The sequence below is a fragment of the Brevefilum fermentans genome (assembly GCF_900184705.1).
In the GTDB taxonomy this organism is placed as follows: domain Bacteria; phylum Chloroflexota; class Anaerolineae; order Anaerolineales; family Anaerolineaceae; genus Brevifilum; species Brevifilum fermentans.
Map to the genome: position 1 here is coordinate 1,380,254 of NZ_LT859958.1, position 26,376 is coordinate 1,406,629.

Here is a 26,376-nt window from a genome sequence, read left to right on the forward strand (position 1 = left end):
ACCAGGAAAGGTCATGTTTGTTGGACAAAACTAGATCGCTTTTATTATATTCATTCTCTTAGCCCGCTCTCAATCAGTACCTTTTTGAGATGGTCGGTATTGGGTACAGCCATAAAGTGTAGGCCTCGAATACCCGGAAGGGCGCGTAATTTCTCGATCAGTTCCAGGCAGATTTTCAATGCCTCAGTTGATGTGTTTTTGGCGTCAGCCAGGCGCTGCATAATATCGTCCGGGATAACCACACCGGGGAGTTGCCGCAGATATTTGGCTGCTGCCAGGCTTTTAATGGGCGCGACTCCGGCAATTAGATGCACCCGGCTGAGCAGGTTTCTCTTCTCTAACTCCTCCAGGTAAGCTTCAAAACGAGGCAGGTCAAAGATGAGGTTGGTCTGGATGAATTGTGTCCCCGCGTTGATTTTTTTCTCCGCTCGAAGTGCTTGAAACCGCGGCTCGGACGCAAAAGGTGCCGCAGCTGAGCCGAGAAAATACGATGGTGGATGATCCATAGTGCGTCCATCGAGGAACACTCCTTCATCGCGCAGCTTGCGGGCGATCCACACTGCCTGGATGCTGTCCAAGTCCCAGGCGTCCATATGGCTGAATGGCGCAATAGCCTTGATGGGATGATCGCCGGTGACCAGCAACAGGTTGCGAATTCCAGCGGCTGAGGCTCCGATCAGGCTCGCCTGTAAACTGAGCCGGTTGCGATCGCGGGTTGTCATCTGCAGCACCGGTTCGATACCTGAGGTTAAAGCTTGTTGTGCACATGCAAAGGCAGAGAGGCGCGGAATGGCTGAGGCATTGTCAGTGATATTAACCGCGTCGACCAATCCTGAGAGCTCTGCTAACTTGGCATCCAGGACAGGAAAATTGTCCTCAGCCGGCGGTACGATTTCGCAGGTCAGGACAAATTTGCCCTCCGAGAGCAACTTCTCCAGGCTTGATACGGGCTCGTGCGGCTTAGGTGGATGTGGGTAGGCATCGCCATCCCACCAGGCGGGTTGGCGGATGTCTTTGAAAAAACGCTCCCATTTGCTCTTCCTCTCCGTGGTTGAAGAACGAAAGATTGTTGAAATCGTCCTTAACTTTCCATGTGAGTTGATTTTGTTATATACATCTCTCAATGCGCTGGTGCCTGCCTTATCCCAATCAAGTGGTGGAAAAACCTCAAGGAGTTTTTCCAGCCGGTTCATTTTTTCAGCGCGTACGTAGATGGCATGCCAGATACAGGGGCGGGATTCATCAACGCAGCAACTTTCAGGGGTGGAACCGCCGCAGGGACCATTGCGGTAGCCTTTAGGGCATGCCATGGGGCAGATGAAAGCGGTTTCTTGCAGCAGGCAGTTGCCACACATACGGCAACCCCATATCAACCCCTTGAAACTTCTTTCAAGGGCTTCCTCTAAACGCTCAGAAAAGCTGCGCTTTTTGAACGGGTAAAAGGGTGGTTGCCAGCGGCGAGAAGGTGTGAGAATAGGCATAATGGTAAAAATATTACCATACTTTGGGTTTGCCATAAGCAAGTCGTGAATTGTGAGTAGGTTTTTTTTTGCTGGGATTCACCACAGTGATCGTGTATAGAGAGCGTTGATCCTATTTCATATTTTTATGATGCGTCTCGGTTCAGTGATCGTAAATCATATGCCAATTGACTTTACCTGATTAAAAATCAAATCAAAAAGCTACCACAGGGATCCCTGAGGTAGCTTTTTAAATTGTGGCTATAGAGATAAGATGGGAGGTGTTTGAGAGAAAAAGCCACAAATCTTTACCGTGAGGTGGTGAATTTCACCAGTTTGCCTTTCTTATCAAAAGTCATACGAGCAAAATGATGGTGTGCGGTGTGCTGGTTTTCTTCAAAGGATTTTTTCAGTGTCACCACATAGCGTTCAGGCGCGCCTGATTGGTCTGTATTTGTTTCGGAACCAATTTTTGAACCAGCAAACCCCTTCGATTTTTTATAGCTCATTTGGGCGTTTTCCAAACCCGGAAGGTACTTCTCTACCACTTTCTTTACCTGTTTATTAACCTGTTTGGGCATATCCTTTTCATCACTGGAAGAGAGCATATCATAGTCGCTGATCGTCTTTAACGCAGGATAGGATTTGAACCGGAACAGCGCTTTAGGCATGGTCTGCAAGCCATCGTGTTGAGCAAGGGGATCTCCATAGAGGACAAAGGAAAGCAAGGTCTTTTGGTCCTCGCCATCGAGAAATCCCTGGAGTCTGATCATTTCCTCAGCCAGTAGCAACTTGGCTTGCATTAATGCATACCCTGCGGGCAAGCCTTCAGCGATTTTCTTCCAGAATGTATTGGCTAACAAATCTGCAGCAATCAATGGGGGTGTCACGGAGCCATAAGAAATACAGGTTGATCCGACAAAGGTTTGTGTGCCCGTATCCAGACACTTCAAAGAAATCGCCTCCTCACATTGCTTGTCAATGATATGCGCACCATAACAGGCTTCGGTTAAAACTAATTTTGGCGCAGAATTGTTTTCATCAAACATGGTTGGGGTTAAAGCAACCGGGTAATCGGGGCCATTCGAAAATGATGAAAAGTCTTTCTGCCCATACCAGTCAGGGCCGTCCTTGATTCCATGCAGATTGAAATAACCCAATTTGAGCCCGTGGTCACCGTTCAGATGAATACTATTGGCATGGTTCGGGGGCGACAGTTGCAAGTTCTTAGAATCGCCAATAGTTTTGTAGACTTCGGTCGAAGCTCTGTGCCAGATTTCAGCAGAATAACCAAGTTGAGATTTATTTTGATTCAAGCTGCTCCCCAGGTTGTTGAATATTTGCAGGAACCAGTTTATGAAGGTGGTAATGTTTAGCATCAGTGTTTTGCTATTCTTGCTGCGCTTCTGATATTGATGGGTCAAATTCCTAATTTGTTCTAAAAGTAAGCCAGCATCTGGACCGGCTTCACCGGGCAAACGACCGACAGGCCATTGTGCGACGAAGTAATTTTCATCGATACAGGCGTAGGGATTGTCTGAGGGCACATCCATGTCATCGTCAAAAGTTGGGTTGGGTAGGTTGTGAAAAGGAACAATTTCGGGACCTCCCACGATGAGCAATGCGCCGATCATCTCGCCACGTTTTGCCAGTGCCTGGTCGAGATCAGCCAATGCCAGCTTGATTTGCCAGGGATCATTGCCGATCACAGGTTTAATCCCCATGGGTGCAAGCTGCTCTGGATCATCCGGGTAAAACAATGATGCTCCCCAATCCGGCAAATTCTGGATCAGGCTGACCAGCTCGTTCAACAAACCGTCGATAACCATTGCCGTATTCGGGCCATAGAATTTTTCAAGCTGTCCCTTCGAGGTCATCACAACGTATACGGGAAAGCGATTGTCCGCCCGTTCAAGCTCGGGTTTCTTAAGCCGCTTGGCAATTTTTGAAAAAGCACCCCGGATTTCTTCCAGGTCTTCTTCTGATGCCCATTTCTCAGGCGTTGATCGAAGCGGAACATCTTCAGGGATGACCGCCTGCACCGACTTAATCACTGGCGGCGGAGCAAATGCGGTCTGAATTTTCTGTGTGACATCAGAACTGCTGACTTGAGGTGATCGAGGTTGTGATACAAAGTTTTTGGCAAAGGTTGGCTTTTTTACCTGTCCAGCATTCAGGCGATTCCAGCCCAAATAAGCCGAGACAGAGGCGGGAATCGGCAGATCAAAACAAATCTCAAACCGATCTGGCCAAAGATCTTTAAATGGGTGGTCCACACCCATCAACTGCTCAATGACCTGACCTGCAGTATCGTGGGCTGCAACCCAATGCAAACGTTCAACCGCAGTCGCTTCTAACCCCAGATCCATTTCAACCAGGGCTCGAATCACGTTGATGTGCAGGCAATTAGGCCATTGTTGATGGTAAATCTCAGAAAGGTTGCTGAGCATATCCTGATTGCCCAATTCACGTGCTGTTTTTAGATGCAAAATCGCTGGCAACGCAGTAGGTGGATTGTGCACCATTGCCTCGTGAATGTGAACCAGCGCCAGATCAAACTCGCCCTGAGAGAAGGCTATCCTGGCACTCCACAGGGGTGCAAGCCATTTCTCTGCTTTGTTGTCAGGCGCTGCTTTTTCCTCCAGATAACACACCAGGTCAGCATAAAGCTTTTGTTGGGATTTAGTCGGCGAAAGACGCTGCAAATCACGCACTGCTTCCAGGAATGTCGGATCCCAGGTTACGATCTGCTCAAGCTGGTCAAATGCCTGGTTTTGCAGATCAAGTTTCGCATAGGATAATGCCTGGTGATATTTAACAAAGAGATCACCCGGATAATTTGCCAACCAGAGCATTGCAACTTCTTTGACAAACTGGTATTCTTGACAAATATTTCCTGCATTAAGGACCATTAAAAATCGATAACGGTCCATGGAATTTAAGCTTTTTTCAGATTGAGTTATTGATGACATTGTTATCTCACCTCTCGTAAGTTGTTTACCAGATTGAGGGCTGTGACCACGCCAAGCTGGCGGATGATATTGCTATCATCAGGTGAATACTTTTTAGCCGTTTTCAGCATCAGTTCGGCACCCGGATAATCTTTGATTTCTTTTAATGCTAACCCGGCATAATAATAAGGTCGTGGATCGGATTTATTTGCCTGGGAGCCTTTATCAAATATTTCAATGGCTTTTTCCACATCTCTACGTTCCTGGTAGGTTTTTCCTAATTCGATATAAGCTTCGATCAAGGTATCGTCTAAAGTGATGGCCTGTGAGAGATGGGTGATGGCCTGATCTAAATCTCCCTTGGCACGCTGCAAACGTCCCAACATTAAGTGTATTTCTGCCCGATCAGGTGCAAACCTCAAGGTTGTTTGAGCAACTTTTTCTGCCTCTGTGATGCGATTTGCCTGGATCAACCATTCTGTGAGGCTGGTCAACACTGCGGGGTCTTTAGGGTTATTTTGAGCCAGGACGATTAAATCTGGCAAAGCTTTTTCAACGCCAACCTGCTCTTTTTTTATCTTTAGATATTCCAAAGCCACTCTGGTGTTATCGGGGTCTTTATCCAGGTTCTGGATCAGTGTTGATAAAGCTTGAGCAAATTTTCCCTGTTTTGCTAATGCACGGGCTAAATAGATCAGTGCAGTTTCATTTTCACTGTGTTCTGTCAACACCGCTGTTGCCCGAGATTCAAGGTCAGAGAAATTGTTTTGCTCGAATAAGAGTTTCATTTCCATCTCAACCAGGTGCACATCATCAGGATCAAGTTGGCTGGCTTTTCGAATACTGAAAAGAGCATCAGAAATATCGCCCATACGACGGTTAACTTCAGCCATGGCTACCCAGCTTTTAGGATCATCGGACCGGTACGCTGTGCTTTTTTCCAAATCTGATTTCGCCTGGACAAAGTTGTTGGTTTGTACATTAAGTGACGCGCTTTTTTGCCAGTAGTATGCATTCTCTGGTTGATATTCCAGCGCAGATTGAATGTGTTTTTCTGCCAGATCAGGGTGGGACAGCCTGGCGTGCAGGTCAGCAGCCAGGATATGCCAATCAGGCTCTTCAGGCCAAAGGCTTAATGCCGTCTCAATTGAGTCAATTGCCTGTGCAGGCTGATCAAGGCTGAGATAAGCCAGCAGGGCGTGGTTGATCGGGTTAGCAGGGTCGATCTTGAGTGCTTTTTCAATGAGCGGAATTGCGTCGTGTCGCCCATGTCGTAGTGCGTAAACGCCATATGCTTGTAAAACCTTGACGTCGTTTGAATACGCTTCGAGGATGTCCCGGATTAAATTGTCATCTTCGCTGCCAATGAGTACCGCTGCTGCTTCTTCGGGTCCTTGTAAGCAGGCGTCCACATTCAGATGCACAGGCCAGATGCCAGTGAAAGCTGATTCAATCCTTGCTTTCATGCAGATAATTTGATCCTGAGGAACCTTGCTGTGAATGTTGACCAATAAACGCTCTGCGGTTGTGTGGTGTTCTTCTGAAAGGCAAGCTGATCCGGGGCTATGTGTGGTGATCGACACAGCAGAGGCGATTTGCTGAACCTCCGCTGCGGTCACCAATGCGTATAAATAACGCCAGTTGAATAGGGGTTGAGTATCAAATTGACCATAAACTTTAGACCAGGCCTGTATTGCATCTAAATATTCATCCAGCGCCAGGCATGCTTCTGAAATGCTGTGCTGGTTGATCATTTTCCTGAAGATTTCTGGCAGCGATCGCGTCGAATGATTCCCGAAGGTTGTATTGAGGTTTTTGATCGCCTCGCTGAGGTGTTTTTTGGCAGTGTCAAAGTCACCATTGTTAGCAGCAAAACGGCTTTTTATTGCCAGTACCCTGGGGTAAGTCAAATCGACGTCAGCCAGAAGCAAAAAACGTTCCAAAGCTTTTTCATAATTTTCCTGGTACAGGAATACTTCTATCTGAGAACAGATCAGATCCAGTAAATCATGTGAATCTTTATTCTTCAGCAATTCTGACGGGGTGATGTGCTGTGTAATTTCCAGCACGGGTTTATGGTCCAGTCCCACCATGGCTGTCTCAATGATTGCATTGGTGAGTTTTATGTCACCTTTATTTCTCTGGTGAGTAAGCGTTAGATGTTCTAAAGACTCCTCAAAATGTCCCAGTGCTCTAAAAAGGTATCCAAGGCGAAGATGATACCCATCCAGTGTTAGATCATGAGAATAAAGGAGGGGTGATTTGCTGATTAGAAGGGGAGGGGTGGTATCTGTCTCCAGTGTCTTCAATGCGCTATCGTCAATGGATATCAATGCCGCGCAGGCGTGTTCATATTCGCCAATATTAGAAAACAAATCCGCAGTTAATATCGCAATTTGTGGATATTGAGAAATCAGGCTCTGTTCAATATCAAGCGCATCTAAAGCTTGTTTGTGTTGGCCCTGCAAAGCATAAATGATGGCAAGGTCCATTACCATTAGCGGGTTAAAATCGGGATATATTTGCAGGGCTTTTTCCAGGGCTTGAGCAGCATTTTCGAGGTCATTTAAGTGAACGCAAACATAAGCTGCCTGGTGGAGTAGGTCGGGATTGGGCGGCGGGGACACGATAAAATCGACGACGTTCTCCTGAGCTTCTTCCAGCAATCCCGCAGAAATCAGCGCTTTTGCCAGCCAAAGCCGCAACTCACTGCGGTGAGGAGAGAGTTGAAGAGCTTCTTTCAGTGCTCGAACTGCTTCTTCGGGGTCATTTGCGCGAGTTTTAAAACCGGCATACCAGAGGATGTTATTTAAGTCCTGTGGCGCCATTATCAGTGCGCTTTTGGCCATAGCGTGTGCTTTTCCAGGTAGGTCGGTAGCCTGAAAGGCATCTGCCAGGGCGTGGCGAATGATCAGGTTACTGGGTTGAATGTCAAGTGCATCCTGCAGTGCTGCCAGCCCGACTTCCGGGTCTGCCAATCCCATGGCGGCTTGTCCCAACCCATACTTCAGACGCCAATCACCCAGTAAATTATGTTGCTCTGCCGCTTTTGCCAGCCTGGTATAAACATTAAACGCACTTTGATGCTGACCGTTTAGGCGTTCAACATCAGCTAATAAGCGAGTGATCACGGATTGATCCGCGTGTATATGAGAAGCTTGCAAGAGGATTGCGTTGACACGGTCCAGAACCCGTCCCGTTTCTTGTTCTGGATCGGATTCCAACCGATCCAAAACTAAGTGAGAGGCAGCGACAACAGTTTGAACATCTTCTGGAAATTTCTCAGCAGCAAAGAGCAGGAGCGGCTCAGCAGAAACCACCTGTTCCAACGCCAGCAAGATATGGCCTAACAGCTTGGCAGCAATTGGATTCTGCTCATAATTGTCGCTAAATGCTTCCATTAAGGGGTAGGCATGCTCAGGCTGACCTAACCGAAAATAAATATCTGCTAATTCGATTTTTCCTTCAGTGTGCTGAGAATCAAGCTCATAAGCCTGTTTGTAGGCAGCGAGCGCCTCAGCGTACTCCTGGTTGGCATCCTGAGCTTTTCCAAGAGCTCGCAGTAAGCGAGGTTGATTTGGGACAACCTTGATACTCTTTTTTAGCGTTTCAAGGGCGCGATCGGTTTGGTCATTCTCAGCCCACAGCCAGGCCATCGTTAACCAGGCGTCAGGCTCAGTCGGTATCAAATCGAGCACGCTTTCCATATGCTGGATTGCTTTAAGGGGATCACCTTTGAGGTGGTAAATTTCTCCCAATAAAACCAGCGCCTTTGGATTTTTTTCATAGCGTTGTAAAATGTTCTGGCAAATTGAAATGGCTGTTTCTGTTTGTTGTGTCCTTACAGCGGCCTCTGCATACATTTCCAAATCTTCTATTTCGCTGGACTCCATTGAATTAATGAACGTTTGCAGGAAGGTAAAGGCATCTTGCCAGCGCTCTGCGCGAGCATACAAACGAGCCAAAGAACGCTTGTGTGCAATCTCTGTGGGTTCAATTCTTTCAAGATATGAAGTCAGTTCAATTGATTTCTCAATCTGGTTGGATTCATCATACAAATCGCGAGCAATACTGATCGCCTGTAGATCGTTTGAATTTGATCGCAGATATTTTTCCAGCCAATGCAGACGATCTCCTCGACAATCTGCTTTTTGGATTGCCAACAATATCCCCGCTTCAGGAGAGAGGTGCGGCTGGTGGACATAATAACTCGCCAGGGGCTGTTTTTTTCGATGCGACCATTTGCTCGACGGAGTGTGAGATTTAATCGCAGCATTGATAATTTCTTTGTCTTCTCCATCAATCTGATGAAGCAAAAGTTGCTGTTGAATGGTTTCCGGCAATTCAGTTAACTGCTGGTGCGCATCTTCAAACTGACCATCGGCGATTAATGAGCGTGCGTAGAAAAGACGTGCTTGCTTGGAGTGGGGCACTGATTTAATGATTTCGAGCCAGCGGGTTGGCGCGACATGCCCTTTCTCATCAGCGAGGGTTTGAAAAAGTGCCTGTGCTTTCAAAAATTCAAAAATTTCAGTGACTTTCTGATAGGTGTCAGCTGCTTTCCGTTGGTTTCCGGTAAAAAAGTAAAACGCAGCCAAGCGATTAACATTTTCAGGTAAAGCGTAGGAAACGGTCTTTTCCAGGGGATCAGAATCCGCACTGACCGCATCAAAGGCCTCGATTCCGGAAAAGACATTGGCGAAGAATTCCCTGTTATTCTTGGTCTGAAGCAGTTGTCTTGCTAAATTAATTTGTAGTGCTTCTTGATTGAAATCTCTCAACCATCCCAGGTTTTCCAATTGGTGATCAATCGTAAGTTGCTTAGCAAATTCAAACAATTGATCCAATAACAAATCGGGATCCATCGGATTTGTTATCAGGGTGTGTAAAAGAATTGGAATAAAAGCCTGACGAATTGAATCAGATGGCGAAGAAATAAACTCATCAATCAAATCATTAAAATCATGGCAAATAGAAAATAAACATGCAAAGGGCGTTTGCCAGATACGATAGTTTTTGAGGATAGATTGAGGATTCCGGTTAATGAAGATTTCTTCAGAGAGCCCTTTCCAGGTGTCTCTCCTCATTCGTCGTTCATAGAGAGTTAAGGCGAGTAAACCTGCTGTATAAAGATCAGCAGGAGGGAGGCTGGTGTTAAATACAGTTTCCAAAGCTTGTGCTGCCGCTGCTTTAATTTGAGCAGGAAGATTGATTTCACATTGACCAAGGTCTGGAATAGATAAACCGATCTTCTGTTCGATCAACCAGGTAGCCATTTTCATGGGTGCGTAGCTGGCCAGGTCATTGGGAGCATTCAAAAAAAATGGCAAACTGTGGTCTTCCCCTTGAATAAATTGCCAGACCAAAGGGTCTTGTTGCAGGCTTTTCACTAGAATTTGGCCATCATTGGGCGAAAAGCGCTGTCTGATTAAATCGAGCCAAGCTGTTAGTGACATGATGTGTCCAATCTTGCCTGATGGGATCAATTTGTAATACCAAGATTTCTGGTGATGAAATATGCCGTTGTCAGCAAAGCAATACCCAGGAAAACAAGGAAAACGCCAATACCTGAATTGGTTTTAGAAAGATCGTGCAAGGCATTGATCAATGATGAGGCATTGCCTACCAAGCCGGCGACATTGTCTGTAATGCCTTTTTGTGCCAGTTTTGTGGTTTGCTTGGCAATTGTTTTAATGTCGCGACCAACAGCATGCTTTATCAGGATAAAGATACTGATAACAAGTACGATCAATCCAAGCAAGAACAACGCTGTTGCCATGGTCATTTGGAAATCAAAAGTTGAAGTAAACATAAAAACACCTCCAGATTAATATCTCTGGAGGTGATGTAGCAAGTTCTGTGCCAAGCGAACGCTTGACAGGGATTTAAATTGAACTTCTTTCGATGATCTCTGAAGGCAGATGCTGGATATCGATTGCAGGGTCATCGCAGAAAATGATGGCGCGTTCGAGCGCATTGCGCAGTTCTCGGATATTTCCTGGCCAGTCATAATCCATCATTGCCTCTAGTGCGCGCGGGGTAACATCCTTGATGTTGGTGCCCATGCTCATGTTGCTTTGATTTAATAAAAGGCCAACCAGTTCGGGGATGTCTTCCTTACGTTTTCTGAGCGGCGGGATGTCCAGGTCGACGACTTTCAAGCGGTAGTACAGGTCTTCTCGAAATTCGCCGTTTTTAATCATTTCTTTTAAATCCCGGTTTGATGCAGCGATAATCTGTACATCCACGCGGATGAGTGTCGTACCGCCAACCCGGCGAAAGGCACGCTCTTCGATAGCCCGCAAAAGCTTAGCCTGCATGTCAAGTGGCATTGATGAAATTTCATCAAGAAACAGGATTCCGCCATCAGCAACTTCCATTAAACCATTTTTACGCTTGTTTGACGCGCCGGTAAAAGCATTCGCTTCATGCCCAAACAATTCAGATTCCAACAAGGTGTTGGCAATCGCAGCGCAGTTGATTGCGATAAAAGGCTTGTCACTGCGGGGACCCGACTGGAGGATAAAAGTAGCCATAACTTCTTTTCCTGTTCCGGATTCGCCGGTAATTAAAACAGACACCGAAGCTTCCGCCGCACGTTGGGCAAGATTGATCAAAGCTTGCATGCGAGGGTGCTGACCGACTACGAATTTTGCTGATAATGCTTGAGAATGGCGCAAATGATCAAGTTCGCGACGCATGGCTACGAGGTCCTCTGCCCTTGATATGGATTTCTTTAAAGTTTTCATATCAATGGGTTTGGTAATGAAATCCAGAGCGCCTTTTTTCATGGCTTCCACGGCATAATCAATTTGACCGTGGGCAGTAATTACGATGAACTTTGGCTGAAAAGCCATATGAATGACTTCATCTAACAACGATAAGCCATTGCCATCGGGTAGGAGGATGTCTAAAATACAGATATCAGCTTTATTCAATTCTAAAAAGCCGCGTGCTTCTTTGAGGGTGCCCGCTTCCAGAACTTCTTTGCCATCTTTTCGTAGGCTGTCCGCGATTGCTTCTCGGGCAGTATCAACATCGTCTACGACCAGGATTGTTGCACTCATTCGTTGCCAGGACCTTTCTTCTTCAACAAGAATATCTTAAATATTGTTCCCCCGGGGTAGCTATCGACCTCGATTTTACCTTTATGGGTATTGATGATTTGCTGGGTGATTGCCAAACCCAGACCAGTTCCACGTTTCGAGCCCGTTACAAAGGGTTTGAACATGTGGGACTTCATTTCATCGGGGATACCTGTTCCGGTGTCAGTTAAGTTGATCTGAATGTAGCGATGGTCTTGATCATCTTCGGCTTCTGTTATTTTAATCCCCAATGAGCCGCCTTTTTCAGCCATGGCATTGACTGAATTACTGATCAAGTTGGTAAACACCTGGTCTAGAGCCCGCAGATCGCCTTCGATAATGGGATTGTCAACCTCAGTTTCATAATAAGTCGAGATATTTAATCGCATAAGCCTGGGATGCCATCGCTCCAGCATTCGTGTGAGCAAAAAATTTAAATCCACCCCAGCCATTTTATATTCCAGCGGTTTGGCAAAAGATAAGACACTATCCATTAAATACATCAGTTTGTTACATTCATCACGGATGTTGTCCAGCCATTTCAAGTTTGGATCACCTTCTTTTAGTGAGTCTTCAATAACTTGCAAAGAAAGCATTATCGCATTGATGGGATTACGTACTTCGTGGGCAAAAATCGCGGTAACTTCACCTAAAATTGCTCGCTGTTCCAATTGCTTATTGATGGCCTGATTTTCTTCTTGTTGGCTCAGGTCGCGAATCAACATGATTATTGAAAAGAGTTGCCCTTTGATCATCACGGGAGACATTAGAATTTGAGCAGGGAAAGAGCGACCGGTGCGGTGGTAAATGGTTAGATCGCCACTGGTAAGGCTGGGGATGCCCTGTTGGGTGGAACGCAGCGAAGATTCCAAAGATTCTGAGCCAATAAGAATGGTAGTAATTGGTTGACGGAGTGCTTCGACATTGGCATATCCCAGGATTGCTTCAGCTGCTGGATTAATTTCTGCTACAGTTAAATCTGGTGCAAGGATGATTACTCCCTCTTCCAGGTTCGTTACAATCTCATTCTGGATTTTTACCACTTGTCTGATCTTGTGGATGAGATTATTCTGAATTTGCTGTTTGTTATGGTTTTCCATTATCCCAGCTATATAAACGGCTAGCAATCTTGCCAGGGGAAGCGTGTTTAAATGGGGCACTTGCGATTCAGAACAGGCAACCAATAATCCGAAATTTGCTGCTTCAAGCCCCAATGGGACACTGACCAAATAACCAAGCTGAGCAGCCATTACATAATGGTGAAGGCCAGAAACGGCGGGTAAATCTGGCGTCCATATCCCAGGGCTTTGATGACTGAGAAGGTCGTCGTCGGTCAAGTGGGTGGGTAATTCCGATGCTCGCTCCTTATTTGACGTTAGATGAAGAACCATAGGAGGAGTCGACCCGGTTGCTTTGTATAAGCAAACGAGCGGCGTTTCCAATAATGCTCCAGCTTTCATAAGAATTTGTTCAAGAACGGGATCCATCATTGGTTTGTTGACCGATTGTAACAGAGAGGTCAGCCCTTCGATAACGGCAATTTGTTCACCTGCCTGAAATTTTTTGACCGGTCGCTCATCATCTGGCTTGAGTAGAATAATCAAATACTCATCTACATGGACAAGCGGAAAGATTCTGACAGTGACGGGCATTAATGGAAGTTTTTTATGGCGCAAAAAAGCTTTTTTGTCATGCCCGCTGAGTGGGTCAGTATTTGATATATTCGGGAGCAAGGTTTTTATGGATTGATGAATGAAATCAGCCTCGCCGAGGTTTGTCAGCAAGAAAAGGGCATTGTTTGCTGCTAAGATCGAATCATTGCTGGGCTGATAGATGATTGCAGGATCAGGTATTAAATTAAATAATGTCAGGAGGCTTTCAAGACCCTCTTCAGGTGTGAAATTGAAATTATTAAAATTGTCAGAGATATTTTGGGTCACATTTTTCTCATAGTGTAGCGAATTTTTCATTTCGTCTCAGATGGGCTGGGAGTATGCCTTCCATGGCACGATATTTCGCCACGGTCCGCCGAGCCACTGAGATGCCCTGGTTTTCCAATTGTTCCTGGAGTTCGGTATCGTTAAGTGGATGTGGTTCGTTAGCGATGATCTCCTTAAGAACTGTCCTGACAGCCAGGCTGCGATCAAAGAACATCGCCATTGGAATTATTCTTTTATTTGGCAACTGCACTGTCTTATTGGCAACTGCACGCGAAATGGTTGATTCGTGTACATCCAATTCTGCCGCAATTTGGGCTCTGGTAAGGGGTTCTAAAAACGTCTCACCTTGCATTATAAATGGTTTTTGAATTGCAACCAATCGGGACATCAGTTGTTGCATGGTATTGTTGCGTTGTTGAATGCACTTGATCAAGAGCGACGCTTTGCCGATGTCTTTTTTCCACTCCTCCTGGTTTTCTCCGGTTTGTTCTTTAATCGCCTGTTTAAACAAGGGGTTAATCCTCAAAAAACCACGTGATGGCATGATGATTTCAATAACCAATGGATTACCGGGTTTGTTATTAAGATAATAGATTAGGACATCTGGTTGATTAAAAACATCAGGTTTATTATCGCTCGGATTGCGGAATGTTCCCCAATTGGCTCTTGCTGGGAATGGGTTAAGGTTATCACTGATAAAACTTGCAAGACTTTGCATCTCATACAATGTGGTTCTGTATTTCTTTGCCAGCTCTGAATAATGGTGTCGGGACAGCAATTTAAAATCTTCGCTAATTACCTGTTTGGCAAATTCGGGCACAGTGCCTGTTTCAGCAAGGTGATCAAGTTGCACGAGCAGAGCTTCTTTCACATTACGGGAAGCGACTCCAATGGGATCGCAATGTTGGATTTTAGATAATACTTTTTCTACTTTGGAGGGCGGCACATGATGATAGCGGCAGATCTCAACGATGTTGATGTTGAGGAATCCATCCTCATCCAGGTTGGTCAGGATCATCGCTGCGATTTCCCGCTCATCAAGTTCTAACACTGGCGCCACCTGGCGTAAGACGTAACTGGACAGATCTAGATTTGCTGATGAAAACGGATCTTCGGGGTAATCCTCAATTGAGGTAGAGGCACTAGCGCTGAAGGTGTAAAAATCATCTCTTGGAGAGACAAACACAATGGTCTCGTCAGGATCCATGGTTTTTGGCTGGCTGCAGATTGAACAAGGACCTTCAGGTGGCAATCTTCGACCACACATTGGACAGCGGCGCTCGTTGATAAGCTCTAAAGCCGGATTTTGTGAAAGTTCACGATCAATGGTTTGGAGTAATTCAGTCGATGTCATGTACAACAATGTCATGGTTTGGGCGATATGCGCCGATGTCATCGGGCTTTGTGTTTGATATTGGCTGTGTGTAGACCTCAGTTGCACGAGATTGTCTCCTGATCTTATTATAAAATAATAATCGAAATGTTGCAAGATGTGTGCCAGAAACGATCGTATTCAGATAGCGAAAAGCCATGCCAGGCGTGGTAAAATCTCAAGAAAAGCAACTATGAGGCATCTATGAAGTTGACTGTCATTGGCGGAGGCCTGGCAGGTTGTGAAGCAGCCTGGCAAGCTGCAGAGCGGGGAGTTGAGGTCGTGTTGCACGAAATGCGCCCAATACTTAGTACTGGCGCCCACCGCACAGGAAAATTAGCTGAACTGGTGTGTTCAAATTCTCTTGGCTCAAACCTTCAAAATCGAGCTTCAGGATTATTGAAAGCTGAATTGCGCCAATTAAGATCGTTACTCATCGATTGTGCTGATGCAAGTGCGATACCGGCTGGTGGTGCGTTGGCTGTGGACCGGGAGCAATTTTCTGACCGCGTGGAAGATAAGCTTACGTCACACCCAAAAATAGATATTATCCGGCAAGAAATCCAAACCATACCGCTGAGCCCAGCAATATTGGCAACCGGTCCGCTGACCTCGCAGAATTTATCAGAGAAGCTACTCGCATTTACCGATCATGAGCATCTATTTTTCTTTGATGCAATTGCGCCGGTTATCGAATATGGCTCAATTAATTTCGATGTTGCATTTCGAGCAGACCGTTATGATTATGACAAAATTAACGAAGGCGATTACATCAATTGTCCTTTTGATAAAGATCGATATCAAGAATTTCTCAACGCTTTGATCCAGGCGAAAAGGATCCCGCTCCAAACTTTTGAAACTGAGATCGACGATGGAGTGGATGCTGGCACTGAGACCTACTTTCAACGTTGTCAGCCGATAGAAGTTCTCGCACAAAAGGGTGAAAGAGCGCTGTTGTTTGGACCATTGCGCCCGGTTGGATTGATTGATCCCAGAACTGGTCGCCGTCCGTACGCGGTGGTTCAACTTCGGCAGGATACATTGACTGGTGATCTTTACAATTTGGTTGGCTTTCAAACCAATCTGACCCATGCTGAACAGGCGCGTGTCTTCAGAATGATTCCCGGATTAGAAAATGTGAAATTCCAACGATTTGGACAGATGCATAGAAACACCTATCTGGCTGCTCCAAAGCTGTTGGATAATACTTTGGCATTTCATAAGCAGCCTGGATTATTTGTTGCCGGTCAGTTGTCCGGGACCGAAGGGTATGCGGGAAATATCGCCAGTGGTTTGGTGGCTGGAATCAATGCAGCGCATTATTTGCTTGGAAAGCCGCCGTTACAGTTGCCGGTGACTACAATGACGGGAGCGTTGATTCATTACATTACACACGCTGAAATCAAGAGTTTTCAGCCGATGAAAGCCATGTTTGGGTTGCTACCAGACCCTGATCAAACTCAGAGGTTGAAAAAAATCGAACGTTACAAATTTTACGCAGAGCGCGCCTTGACCGATTTAGACAACTACATAAAACACCATTTAACAACATAAATATTGAGTAATGGAGATTTTATGCGAGGAAGGTCAGGGCAAGGGAGGGCGTTTGTTCATTATTCAGTGACAATAGATATATTATAATAAAGGCAATATCACTAACAAAAGAGAGGTAATTCTGTCGTATGGAGATCAAACCTGCACAACGCATATCTTCAGTCAAGCCGTATTTTTTTGCAGATCTAGAAAAAACCATTGCAAAATTAAAGCAATCTGGCCTGAACATCATCCGCCTTGATATGGGATCGCCAGACTTGCCACCTGCCGATAATATTATTGAAACCTTGGTCAACTCTGCTCGTCGATCAGATGTACATGGTTATGGCCCCTCCGGTGGATCAGTTGGATTAAAATCAGCCTTTGCCAAGTATTATGAAGATCGTTTTGGGGTTGAGCTTGATCCAGAACGCGAAGTGTTAACATTAATTGGATCGAAAGAGGGAATTTACAATATCAACCAGGTGCTGATCGACCCGGGCGATGTAGTGCTTTTGCCAGACCCGTGTTATCCTGTTTACCGTTCAGGTGTGATGATCAGTCAGGGACAATCCTTTTCGATGCCCCTCTTGGCGGAAAATGGTTTTCTGCCGGATTTAGAACGCATCCCCGAGGATGTAGCGCAGAAAGCCAAATTAATGTGGCTTAATTATCCGAATAATCCCACTGGAGCAATTGCTCCGCTCTCGTTCTTCCAAAAAGTTGTGGACTTTGCCACTAAATATAATATTGTAGTTGCACATGATGCACCTTATGTGGATGTCTGCTTTGATGATTATATTGCGCCAAGCATTCTACAGATTCCAGGGGCAAAAGATGTATGTATTGAATTTAATTCGCTGTCAAAAACCTATAATATGGCTGGATGGCGAGTCGGTGTGGCTGTTGGCAACCCAGAAATTGTGCGATTATTGCGTTTACTGAAAAGCCAGATGGATTCTTCACTTTTCGTTCCAATTATGTTGGCTGCCGAAGCCGCGTTACTGGAAGATCAATCCTGGATCCGAAACCGGAATTTGGTTTATCAGCGCCGCCGCGACATTGTTGTGAAAACAATGGAAGAACTTGGCTTTACTATTGAGAATCCCAAAGCAGCTCTTTATGTTTGGGCTGGCTTGCCCAATGGATGGAAAGATGACATCGAGTTTTGCGATGTGTTATTGAGAGAAACCGGAGTCAGTATTACCCCCGGTGTCGTTTATGGCGATTCAGGCGCTGGATACGTGCGCATTTCTCTTGTTATACCGGCAGAAAAGCTTGTCGAAGCGATGTTGCGTTTGAAGGATTGGATCAAGGAGCGTGAATAGCCCTTTATGGCAAAAAACAAACTGATAAATACAGAACAATTACAACAAAGAGCCTTCTTAGTTGGTGCGAATGTGTCAACACGAGAGGATTTACTTTCGCAAGACGATTCGATGCAAGAATTGGAGTTGCTGGCTCAGACAGCAGGTATTGAAGTCGTTGGACATGTAACCCAAAATTTAACCATCCCCAATCCCAAAACATATATCGGCTCTGGTAAGGTTGATGAAATTAAATTACTTGTTGAGGAGTTTGACGCTGACCTGGTGATTTTTGACATCGAACTCTCTCCACGACATCAGCGAGAATTGGAGAAAGCCTTAGGAGATACACTTCAGGTTATTGACCGAACCGCCTTGATTCTGGATATTTTCGCACAGCACGCCCATACCAGTGAGGGTGTTTTACAAGTTGAGCTGGCACAATATGAATACCGCTTGCCGCGCTTAACCAGAGCCTGGACCCATCTAGCACGACAGGCAGGCGGAGGTGGTGGTCGAACTGGAAGCGTGGGCGGTGTCGGATTGCGGGGTCCAGGTGAGACCCAGCTTGAGGTAGATCGACGAACGATCTCTGCCCGTATCGAACTTCTTAAAGAAGAACTAGAAAAGGTCCGGGCGCATCGCTCCCGTTATCGAAAACAAAGAAAAAGAACTCACATACCTGTGATATCTCTTGTCGGATATACCAATGCCGGTAAATCCACTTTACTTAACAAGCTTTCTGATGCTGAACTCTTTGTTGCAGACAAGCTTTTTGCGACGCTGGATCCAACCACACGCCGGGTTTCGCTTCCTGGCGGTCAGAAAGTGTTATTTACCGATACTGTTGGCTTTATTCAAAAACTTCCAACCGAATTGATTGCAGCCTTCCGAGCAACGCTGGAGGAAATTTCAGCAGCGGACTTGCTTTTACATGTTGTAGACATTACCCACGTCAATGCCAGCGCACAGGCGAAATCAGTTCAGGAGACATTAGTTGAGATCGGCGCAGGCGATATCCCCATCATTACTGCGCTGAACAAAATCGATGGCCTTAAGGATCCGCAAGGTGCAATCGCTGCACTCGAAGATTTTCCGAATACCTTTCCAATTTCTGCTCTGACCGGCCAGGGCTTAGGCGCCCTTTTATCTGGCATTGAAGAATTTTTATATGAAACATTTATTGATATTGATGTGCAAATCCCCTATGACCAGGGTCAACTTCTCTCTTTATTTTATGAAAAAGGACAGGTTAAACAAGTCGTTAACCAGGAATTTGGTACACGAATAATCGGCTTAATCCCAAGAAGATTCATTAGCAGGTATGAGCCATACTTTTCTTCTTCACTTAAAAATTCTGCTATCGACGAAGATGATTTTGAGTTAGAGTGAGAGAAAATTGCGATCAATAAAAAAAGGGCGCATTTATCGCCCTTTTTTACCGTTTAACCTTTCAATATTTAATCAGGTTTTTTGACTTCAACAACCTTGCGTCCCTTATAATATCCGCAATTTGCGCAAACCCGATGTGGCAAACGTGTTTCGCCACAATTGGAACAGACGAGGGTGTTGTGCGCTTTCAAAGCGTCGTGTGAGCGGCGTCGATCTCTGCGGCCAGATGAGGTTCTTCGCTTTGGTAGAGGGGGCATCTCTTACTCCTTAATTCTTCATATAATGCCAATATAACTCGGGGATTATACCGGTTAACAATTGCCGCGTCAAGATGTATTAATTGTCAGGATCTGGTTCAGATGGACCATCCTGATCATCAGGAAAGTCAATATTATCAAACTCACCTGCAGCGATCTCATCAATCAACTTCTTCGCCTCGATGACCTGTGATTCAGGAACCAGGACTTCAACAATCCCCAATTTTCCAGCAGATAAGCCTAATATCCGGCCAACACTTTCCTGACTCAGGAGTACTTGTAAACCTTGTGCTTCAAGAAAACCTTTGAGTATATTGGCTTCTAAAAGACCCGCAGCCGAGTAAATGCTAATCCAATCCATGAGAACCTTCCTGGTTATTTAGCAATAATCTCAGGGACTTCGCATAGGCTTTAATAGCCGCTTCAGGTTCACCCCGTTTTAATGCAATATCACCTATGAGCTCCATAACCTTGTTTGATCCTGGTTGCTGTTCAGAATACTCCTTTAACCACACCTCTAATTTTTCGAGATGGGATGATTTTTCTACTAAATCCTGAATAATGGGTAGGGCTTCATCAATTTGTCCTTGGTCAAGCTGTTGTTCGATCCAAGAGAGTTGGTCTGCATCTGTACCCAGGGGAACCTCATCAAGCAAAATTTCTTTTAGGTCCTCATTCTGATCAAGCATTGTTTCTGTGCGGGCCATGTCTTTGAAAAGTGGCGTTGACTCGTCAATTGCTTGATTCTCCTCGACCTCTTCTTCAACCAAGCTGAGCTCGATTTCATCCGCTTGCTCTGATGTCACCTCATCAATTTCGATTTCGTTGTCTTCAACAGGAAACGCTTCATCAATTCCGCTTGCCATATCCGTTATTTCTTCATCAGCAGGCAGTACAACGGGTGCAGTGTCCTCTTTCGCAATCGCTAAGGCATAATCCAGATCAAAATCAGAATCATGGGTTTCAAAATCAAAAGAAGGTATTTCTTCATCTGGTGCAATTATTTCGCTTACAAGGTCCTCTTCTGAGTTGATTGAATCTGAGATATCTGCATTGGGAAAGGGTTCAACTTCGGACATAAGGGCTGTTTCTGTTTCAGGTTGTTCGGATTCTATTTCTGCTTCAGCGATCATTTCCTGTAACCATTCAGGAAGTTCTCCTTCTCGCAAAGGTTCATCTCCAGAAATTTCGGCTTGATCATTTTGTGTTTTTGATAATCCCACTTCAGATATATCAACAAATCCTTCTTCTAATGTGGTTTCATCGAAATCCGTATCTATGCTGACATCATCAAGCTCTTCGGAAAGTTCAATAACAGCAATTTCTTCGGTGATTTCCCAATCCTCGATATCATCACTCGCATCTTCTTCGTCAACAGGGCTATGCCCGCTCTCTTCAATAAAAGGAGCGTCATCTCGACCTTCATCAATGGGTGTGCCATCTGCTTCGGAATCGGCTTTCGCACTGATTGGTTGTGCGGGTTCAGATAGTTCTGCCTCACCTTCGCCATCCTGCTCAGAATAATCGGCATCGATTTCGCGTATCCAGGGGCTTGCTTGTTCCTCACTCAGCTTGGTTGGTTTGGTTTCATTTTCATCGAGGTCATCGATGCCTTGCAACCATAATGGAATCCCTTTGTTATCAGATTGAGTTTTCGAATTGCCGTTCTCATCAATCGGATGATCATCGCTTACTTGATTATTACCCATAGTCGTTCCTCGTCTTAAGAATTTTCATCGGTAATTATTACCAATTATCATAAGCTTTTTTACTGTATTGGTCAAGAAAAAAGCCGTCCTCAGGACGGCTATGAAAGTTTATGAGTTGTGCTCTTATTCACCCAAATAATCTCTAAGGCGCCGTTTGACAGAAGGATGCCGTAAGCGGCTTAGGGCTTGCGCTTCTATTTGGCGGACTCGTTCGCGCGTAACACCCATTTTGCGCCCAACTTCTTCTAAAGTGTAAGACTGACCGTCAAGAAGGCCATATCGTAATTGTAGTATTCGCACTTCTCTCGGTGGTAAAGTATCCAGCACTGAAACCAGATGTTCTTTCAGCAGGTTGTATGTTGCTGTGTCATCGGGTGGAGGTGCCTCTTCATCTTCAATGAAATCTCCCAACATCGAGTCCTCTTCATCATCAGTAGGTGTCTCTAATGAGAGCGGTCTTTTAGCCACCTGAATCATATTTTCCACTTTTTTCGGAGGAACTTCAAGTTTTTCTGCTAATTCCTCCACCGTGGGCTCACGCCCTAATTGCTGGGTTAATTGGTGTTGAACACGTAATAGTCTATTAATTTGATCGCCCATGTGTACAGGTACGCGTATGGTTCGTCCTTGATCGGCAATAGCCCGTGTTACAGCTTGCCTGATCCACCATGTGGCATAGGTGCTGAATTTATGACCGCGGCGATATTCAAATTTCTTTGTGGCGCGAATCAACCCAATGTTTCCTTCTTGAATCAGGTCAAGGAACGGCACACCACGCCCCATGTATTTTTTTGCAACACTGATCACCAAGCGAGAATTAGCAGTGATTAAATGCTCACGAGCGACCCATCCATCTTCAATGAGGTTTCGAAGCTCGATCCGACGGCGATCGTTAATATTCCCCCGCGCCAATTCTTCGCGAGCCATGCGTCCACTCTCAATGCGTTGCGCAAGCTCGACTTCTTCCAGGGCTGTTAAAAGTGGAACTCGGCTGACTTCTTTTAAATATAATCCGATAGTGTCATCTGTGTCGATGTTTGCCAGATCGTCGATATATTTTTCTTCTTCTAATTTAACTTTAAGTATTTCTTCATCAGAAGGGTCCGCTAATAAATTTGCATCTTCAATATACTGAATTCCGGCTGAATTCAACGCTGCAAATGCTTCTTCAAGTTGTTCAACATTTTTTTCTGCGTCGGGGAAGAATTCTAAGATGTCATTTATGGTGATATATGTTTTTTTTCTGCCAATTTGGATCAAACGTGAGATTGGTGAATACTGACTTTGCATGTTTGATTTATTGCTTGTCATTGTATTTGTATCCATAAATCCCTTCTATTCCCTGTTTAATTAACGACTAATCAAACCCAATTGCCATTAAAACATTTGGTTAAGGATCATTTTTGATGAGATGGTCGCCATATACAGCACTGAGAATACTATTTAATTCAGAAAAGAGCAACAACCATTTAATTGGATTATTTAATAAACATCGTGCGAAAAGCTGGAAACAACTTATTTTCAAAAAGACACATGGATTTTTGTCAGGCGTTGACTAAGGTTAAACAACTGTTCTTCAAGACAGGCAATTGGTTTAATTGTCTGATTATCTTTTCACGGGGTAAAATTTCTTCGAGTTTCAATGATGATGAAAAGATACCGAAAAACGACACTTTCTCAATACACCACCGTAGCGCTGGCTTCTGTTCTAATTATTGGATTTTGTGTTTTGGGCTTTTTCGCGATGACAAACATCCGGCATTTTGATATGTTCGTGATTCCCTGGGCAGCAGGAAGAGGCTGGCTGTTAGAAGGCATTAGCCCCTATGCGTTATCAGCAATCGATATTGCGCACAGTGCGATTGATGATTCACCTTTTTCAGCGCAACTGCTAACTCAGCCATTGTTTTCGCAGCCATTTTTTTCTTTGATCTTCTATTTACCACTCAGCCTGTTGCCCTATACGCTTGCCCGATCAATTTGGACTGTAATTCTGGCTCTTTGTGTGGCTTTAATTGGATATTTTGGTGTTAAATTTTCAGGTTGGCAGATAAATCGCCTGGGAATGGTTTGTATCGCGATTTTCCTAATTTTCTCACTGCCGGGCGCCATTGCGATATTAGAGGGAGAAATTTCTCCAGTTATTATCGTGTTGTTATTATCCAGTATTTTGTTAATTCAAAACAACCAGGACACACCGGCAGGGTTTTTACTTGCGCTTGCTACCAGTAATTTTCTGACCAGTGGCCTGGTTGTCGTGTCACTTTTAATTTGGGCTATTGTAAAAAAACGCTTGTCAATTATTGCAAGTTTTTTCTCGGGGGTTGTTTTCCTAGTGATCATTTCATTTTTAATCCAGCCTTCATGGTTTGAGGATTGGATTTCAGTTTTGTTAAAATTGAATATTAATTTGGAATGGGTAAGAACCCCATTGATGGACCTGGCTGCTTTCTTGCCCGGAATCGCAAAACACTTATCGATTTTCTTACATGGGCTTTTTGTTGTGTTTGCCATTCGTAATTTAATTACTTTATTGGTGCAATCCGATCGGGGCTTTATTTATGCGATGGTCTTGATGTTAAGTCTCACATACTTTTTGCACATAAGGGCATCAACAGTTAATACGTTGTTAATGGTCCCTTCACTGATATTTGTTATTCGGTATTGGTCAGAGCGATGGAAGCGCTTGGGTGCCTTGATGGCCTGGATGTTCCTGGCTGCGTCTGGGGTTGGTTCGTGGTTATTGGTTTACCCTGAATTTGATTTATCAAAAAATAATTTGTCATGGATATTTATTGTGTATTCCTTGGTTGTTCTATCAGGAATGATTTGGATTCGTTGGTGGGCATTAGAACTCCCTAAGTTGCCTTATGAATCATTGTAAAATTGCATGTTGGTGTGGCATGAAAAATTTTGTGCTATACTTGGCAAAGTTCACTTGCATATCAAAATGAGCTGACAAGGGATCAGGCTAACAAAAAAATAGACAATGATCGAAATTATATTGTTTTTTTGAAGGAGAAGAAATGAGGAAAAAACGAATTGGAGTTCTAACCGGGGGCGGTGACGTTCCTGGATTGAACCCTGCTATAAAGGAAGTTGTCCTTAACGCTTTAAATGCCAATTATGAAGTCATCGGTATTCGGAGAGGTTGGCGGGGCTTGCTCTGGTATGATATAGCCGACCCAGCCAAACATGATGAATACGTGGCTAACCTCACGAAGAACGATGTTCGTCTGATTGATCGAACTGGGGGTACGTTTCTGCATACCTCGAGAACAAACCCCCAAAAGGTGAGACCTCACGATATACCCGAATTCTTGTTAAAAACGGATCTGGGTGAACCCGTTGATGATCGTGGCACGAAAGATTATACCGATCATGTACTTAAAGTCCTTGATCACCTTGGGGTTGATGTTTTGGTCACAATTGGAGGTGACGACACCCTTAGCTATAGTGTTAAATTAAGCAGAATGGGTTTTCCGGTTGTTGCAATTCCTAAAACCATGGATAATGATGTGTTTGGCACAGATTATTGCATTGGTTTTTCTACCGCAGTAACCCGCTCAGTTGATTTGATAACCCAGTTACGCACATCAGTGGGTTCACATGAACGCATTGGTGTTTTTGAGTTGTTTGGTCGCAACTCAGGCGAAACCAGTTTAATCAGTGCTTATTTGGCTTATGTTGACCGGGCGATTATCTCTGAAGTTCCTTTTGACATGGAAAAATTGGCCAGGTTTTTGCATGATGATAAACGAAACAGCCCTTCGAATTATTCGATTGTAACTGTTTCCGAAGGTGCACACATGATTGACGGTGAAATTATTCAATCCGGTCCTGCCGATGCTTACGGCCATCAGAAACTTGGTGGGATCGGTGAAATCGTAGCTGAAAAAATTCAGGAATTGACCGACCAGCATATCATGTATCAAAAATTTGCTTATGTGATGCGTTCAGGGGCGCCCGATTCTCTGGATCGAATGGTTGCGATGTCTTTTGGAAACCTCGCCATGCAACTGATTAAACGCGGTGATTACGGGAAAATGACCGCACTGCAGGCTGGACGCTATACCACTGTGCCGATTGAAATTGTATTGACGGGGAAAAAACAGGTGGATGTTGAAGCTTATTATGATAAGGAAAATTACAAGCCAATGATCAAAGATTTTCTTGGCGTGCCGATGTTTTTGACTTGATTGTGGATCTTAACAGCCCGTGTGATGCCAATCAACACGGGCTGTATTTATAGAAAGATAATGAATCCTAAATCTGACCAGCGTATTGACGACCAAGAGCGGTATCTTGTCGTTCCCCGGACACTGGTGTTTTTATTTGATGAACAAGACCGGGTTCTTTTATTGAAAGGTGCAGAAAATAAAATCAGATGGGCTGGTCTGTATAACGGCATTGGCGGGCACGTTGAAAGGGGGGAAGATATCATTGATGCAGCCTATCGGGAATTACAGGAAGAGGCGGGCATTTCTGATGTTGATTTGTATTTTTGTTGTCAGATTACCATTGACGTGTCAGAACAAGTTGGTGTGATGATTTTTGTGTTCAAAGGTGATTGCTTGAACCACAAATTCACGGAGTCTCCTGAAGGTACACTTTCTTGGGTCCATCTGGATGAAATCAAGTCCAAACCTGTCGTCGAAGATTTACCGGTGCTAATCCCATTGATTAAAGCACACAAGCCAACATCCCCGATAATCGTTGGGAAATATCGCTATAATAAAAATGGGGATCTTGAGACCTTATTCAGATAGGACCCGTTCGTAAAAAACCAACATCGTATCCCCGTAAATACGGCGATCAACTTCATTGAAGTTCGTATAGGTAATACCTTCAACAAATTCCTTAGGATGTATTTGTATGATCACGGTTTCTCCCAGACCGACCCAGCCTGGATTTTCATCAAGGGTTTGCATTGTCTTTGCCCAAATAGACCTATATTGTGGTGGCGCGATATAAATAAAATCAAACGCTTGTTTAGGGGATTCCCGAAGAAAAGCAAAGGCATCTTTCTTCAAGACGGTTGCATACGGATGTAGTTGGGTTATCTGCAGATTTTCCTCGATAATTTTTACTGCACGATAATTAATATCTAAGAAAACAACGTGTTCAGCCCCTCTGGAGAGCGCTTCAATGCCGACAGCTCCAGTGCCACCGAAAAGATCTAAAAACAGTTTCCCCTCCATGTCAACCCCGATGATATTGAACAAGGCTTCTTTAACCTGATCTGTTATAGGCCGGGTTGTTTTTCCCGGAACGCTGAGTAACTTTGCACCTTTGGCGCTGCCTGCGATCACACGCATGAACGGGTTACCTCCACTATTACCCTGAATAACAAAATCGTGCTGCAGGTTG

At 44.7% G+C, this 26,376-nt stretch carries 18 protein-coding genes; 6 read left to right on the forward strand and 12 right to left on the reverse strand.

All coding sequences use genetic code 11. The features are described from left to right. Positions 1 to 50: 50 nt before the first annotated feature. The 7 genes from CFX1CAM_RS06080 to CFX1CAM_RS06110 all read right to left on the reverse strand — a co-directional run bounded on the left by CFX1CAM_RS06080 (position 51) and on the right by CFX1CAM_RS06110 (position 14,925). Complete coding sequence (locus CFX1CAM_RS06080) at positions 51 to 1,517, reverse strand: methylenetetrahydrofolate reductase C-terminal domain-containing protein (RefSeq protein WP_087862166.1); 1,467 nt, start codon at positions 1,515 to 1,517, stop codon at positions 51 to 53. A 251-nt stretch (positions 1,518 to 1,768) separates the two neighbouring features. Beyond that, positions 1,769 to 4,432 (reverse strand): C25 family cysteine peptidase, encoded by a 2,664-nt coding sequence (locus CFX1CAM_RS06085; protein ID WP_087862167.1) that lies wholly within the window; start codon positions 4,430 to 4,432, stop codon positions 1,769 to 1,771. Between the two features lie 2 nt (positions 4,433 to 4,434). Continuing rightward, positions 4,435 to 9,741, reverse strand: a complete 5,307-nt coding sequence (locus CFX1CAM_RS06090; protein WP_162287661.1) for a tetratricopeptide repeat protein — start codon at positions 9,739 to 9,741, stop codon at positions 4,435 to 4,437. A gap of 152 nt (positions 9,742 to 9,893) precedes the next feature. After that, on the reverse strand, positions 9,894 to 10,223 hold the full coding sequence (locus CFX1CAM_RS06095) for a hypothetical protein (RefSeq protein ID WP_087862169.1): 330 nt from the start codon (positions 10,221 to 10,223) through the stop codon (positions 9,894 to 9,896). Positions 10,224 to 10,296: 73 nt separating this feature from the next. Continuing rightward, positions 10,297 to 11,478 (reverse strand): sigma-54-dependent transcriptional regulator, encoded by a 1,182-nt coding sequence (locus CFX1CAM_RS06100; protein ID WP_087862170.1) that lies wholly within the window; start codon positions 11,476 to 11,478, stop codon positions 10,297 to 10,299. Beyond that, complete coding sequence (locus CFX1CAM_RS06105) at positions 11,475 to 13,466, reverse strand: two-component system sensor histidine kinase NtrB (protein WP_087862171.1); 1,992 nt, start codon at positions 13,464 to 13,466, stop codon at positions 11,475 to 11,477. The genes CFX1CAM_RS06100 and CFX1CAM_RS06105 overlap by 4 nt, the downstream gene beginning before the upstream one ends. Then, a complete protein-coding gene (locus CFX1CAM_RS06110) occupies positions 13,444 to 14,925 on the reverse strand; it encodes an RNA polymerase factor sigma-54 (protein WP_231940967.1) in 1,482 nt (493 codons plus the stop codon). Before CFX1CAM_RS06110 ends, CFX1CAM_RS06105 begins: the two co-directional genes overlap by 23 nt. Before the next feature lie 87 nt (positions 14,926 to 15,012). Between CFX1CAM_RS06110 and trmFO the strand changes: the two genes are divergently transcribed. The 3 genes from trmFO (at position 15,013) to hflX (ending at position 19,040) form a co-directional block, all read left to right on the forward strand. Beyond that, positions 15,013 to 16,362, forward strand: coding sequence for a methylenetetrahydrofolate--tRNA-(uracil(54)-C(5))-methyltransferase (FADH(2)-oxidizing) TrmFO (gene trmFO / locus CFX1CAM_RS06115; RefSeq protein ID WP_087862173.1), 1,350 nt, complete (start codon positions 15,013 to 15,015; stop codon positions 16,360 to 16,362). 128 nt (positions 16,363 to 16,490) lie between these two features. Further along, positions 16,491 to 17,669 (forward strand): aminotransferase class I/II-fold pyridoxal phosphate-dependent enzyme, encoded by a 1,179-nt coding sequence (locus tag CFX1CAM_RS06120; protein ID WP_087862174.1) that lies wholly within the window; start codon positions 16,491 to 16,493, stop codon positions 17,667 to 17,669. Positions 17,670 to 17,675: 6 nt separating this feature from the next. Further along, positions 17,676 to 19,040 (forward strand): GTPase HflX, encoded by a 1,365-nt coding sequence (gene hflX, locus CFX1CAM_RS06125; protein ID WP_087862175.1) that lies wholly within the window; start codon positions 17,676 to 17,678, stop codon positions 19,038 to 19,040. A gap of 68 nt (positions 19,041 to 19,108) precedes the next feature. Here the strand turns inward: hflX and rpmF are convergent, their stop codons facing one another. The 4 genes from rpmF to CFX1CAM_RS06145 all read right to left on the reverse strand — a co-directional run bounded on the left by rpmF (position 19,109) and on the right by CFX1CAM_RS06145 (position 22,332). Beyond that, complete coding sequence (gene rpmF / locus CFX1CAM_RS06130; RefSeq protein ID WP_087862176.1) at positions 19,109 to 19,297, reverse strand: 50S ribosomal protein L32; 189 nt, start codon at positions 19,295 to 19,297, stop codon at positions 19,109 to 19,111. A 79-nt stretch (positions 19,298 to 19,376) separates the two neighbouring features. Further along, entirely contained in the window at positions 19,377 to 19,658 is a 282-nt protein-coding gene (locus CFX1CAM_RS06135; protein ID WP_087862177.1) for a putative signal transducing protein, read from the reverse strand. Next, positions 19,645 to 21,006 carry a YfgM family protein gene (locus tag CFX1CAM_RS06140; protein WP_087862178.1) on the reverse strand — a complete coding sequence of 454 codons (1,362 nt, stop codon included), beginning with the start codon at positions 21,004 to 21,006 and terminating at the stop codon, positions 19,645 to 19,647. Before CFX1CAM_RS06140 ends, CFX1CAM_RS06135 begins: the two co-directional genes overlap by 14 nt. A 123-nt stretch (positions 21,007 to 21,129) precedes the next feature. Continuing rightward, the gene (locus tag CFX1CAM_RS06145) at positions 21,130 to 22,332 is read right to left on the reverse strand and encodes a sigma-70 family RNA polymerase sigma factor (protein ID WP_197687097.1); all 1,203 of its coding nucleotides are present in this window, start codon (positions 22,330 to 22,332) and stop codon (positions 21,130 to 21,132) included. Between the two features lie 448 nt (positions 22,333 to 22,780). On the opposite strand from CFX1CAM_RS06145, the gene CFX1CAM_RS06150 reads away from it, so the two are divergent. The 3 genes from CFX1CAM_RS06150 (at position 22,781) to CFX1CAM_RS06160 (ending at position 25,775) form a co-directional block, all read left to right on the forward strand. Beyond that, positions 22,781 to 23,890: a glycosyltransferase 87 family protein gene (locus tag CFX1CAM_RS06150; RefSeq protein ID WP_157891757.1), complete on the forward strand. Its 1,110-nt coding sequence runs from the start codon at positions 22,781 to 22,783 to the stop codon at positions 23,888 to 23,890. 142 nt (positions 23,891 to 24,032) lie between these two features. Beyond that, positions 24,033 to 25,205 (forward strand): 6-phosphofructokinase, encoded by a 1,173-nt coding sequence (locus tag CFX1CAM_RS06155; RefSeq protein WP_087862181.1) that lies wholly within the window; start codon positions 24,033 to 24,035, stop codon positions 25,203 to 25,205. Between the two features lie 24 nt (positions 25,206 to 25,229). Beyond that, positions 25,230 to 25,775, forward strand: a complete 546-nt coding sequence (locus tag CFX1CAM_RS06160) for an NUDIX domain-containing protein (RefSeq protein WP_087862182.1) — start codon at positions 25,230 to 25,232, stop codon at positions 25,773 to 25,775. Here CFX1CAM_RS06160 and rsmD read toward each other — a convergent pair. Further along, positions 25,764 to 26,324, reverse strand: coding sequence for a 16S rRNA (guanine(966)-N(2))-methyltransferase RsmD (rsmD, locus tag CFX1CAM_RS06165; protein WP_087862183.1), 561 nt, complete (start codon positions 26,322 to 26,324; stop codon positions 25,764 to 25,766). The two genes, CFX1CAM_RS06160 and rsmD, sit on opposite strands and share 12 nt — an antisense overlap. Positions 26,325 to 26,376: the final 52 nt, after the last annotated feature.

Bases quoted from the DNA above. Each gene is read 5' to 3' on its own strand.
- rsmD (WP_087862183.1), bottom strand. From the start codon at position 26,324: ATGCGTGTGATCGCAGGCAGCGCCAAAGGTGCAAAGTTACTCAGCGTT.
- CFX1CAM_RS06100 (WP_087862170.1), bottom strand. From the start codon at position 11,478: ATGAGTGCAACAATCCTGGTCGTAGACGATGTTGATACTGCCCGAGAA.
- CFX1CAM_RS06120 (WP_087862174.1), top strand. From the start codon at position 16,491: ATGGAGATCAAACCTGCACAACGCATATCTTCAGTCAAGCCGTATTTT.
- trmFO (WP_087862173.1), top strand. From the start codon at position 15,013: ATGAAGTTGACTGTCATTGGCGGAGGCCTGGCAGGTTGTGAAGCAGCC.
- CFX1CAM_RS06080 (WP_087862166.1), bottom strand. From the start codon at position 1,517: ATGGCAAACCCAAAGTATGGTAATATTTTTACCATTATGCCTATTCTC.
- hflX (WP_087862175.1), top strand. From the start codon at position 17,676: ATGGCAAAAAACAAACTGATAAATACAGAACAATTACAACAAAGAGCC.
- CFX1CAM_RS06140 (WP_087862178.1), bottom strand. From the start codon at position 21,006: ATGGGTAATAATCAAGTAAGCGATGATCATCCGATTGATGAGAACGGC.
- CFX1CAM_RS06105 (WP_087862171.1), bottom strand. From the start codon at position 13,466: ATGAAAAATTCGCTACACTATGAGAAAAATGTGACCCAAAATATCTCT.
- CFX1CAM_RS06145 (WP_197687097.1), bottom strand. From the start codon at position 22,332: ATGGATACAAATACAATGACAAGCAATAAATCAAACATGCAAAGTCAG.
- CFX1CAM_RS06095 (WP_087862169.1), bottom strand. From the start codon at position 10,223: ATGTTTACTTCAACTTTTGATTTCCAAATGACCATGGCAACAGCGTTG.
- CFX1CAM_RS06085 (WP_087862167.1), bottom strand. From the start codon at position 4,432: ATGTCATCAATAACTCAATCTGAAAAAAGCTTAAATTCCATGGACCGT.
- CFX1CAM_RS06155 (WP_087862181.1), top strand. From the start codon at position 24,033: ATGAGGAAAAAACGAATTGGAGTTCTAACCGGGGGCGGTGACGTTCCT.
- CFX1CAM_RS06135 (WP_087862177.1), bottom strand. From the start codon at position 19,658: ATGGATTGGATTAGCATTTACTCGGCTGCGGGTCTTTTAGAAGCCAAT.
- CFX1CAM_RS06160 (WP_087862182.1), top strand. From the start codon at position 25,230: ATGCCAATCAACACGGGCTGTATTTATAGAAAGATAATGAATCCTAAA.
- rpmF (WP_087862176.1), bottom strand. From the start codon at position 19,297: ATGCCCCCTCTACCAAAGCGAAGAACCTCATCTGGCCGCAGAGATCGA.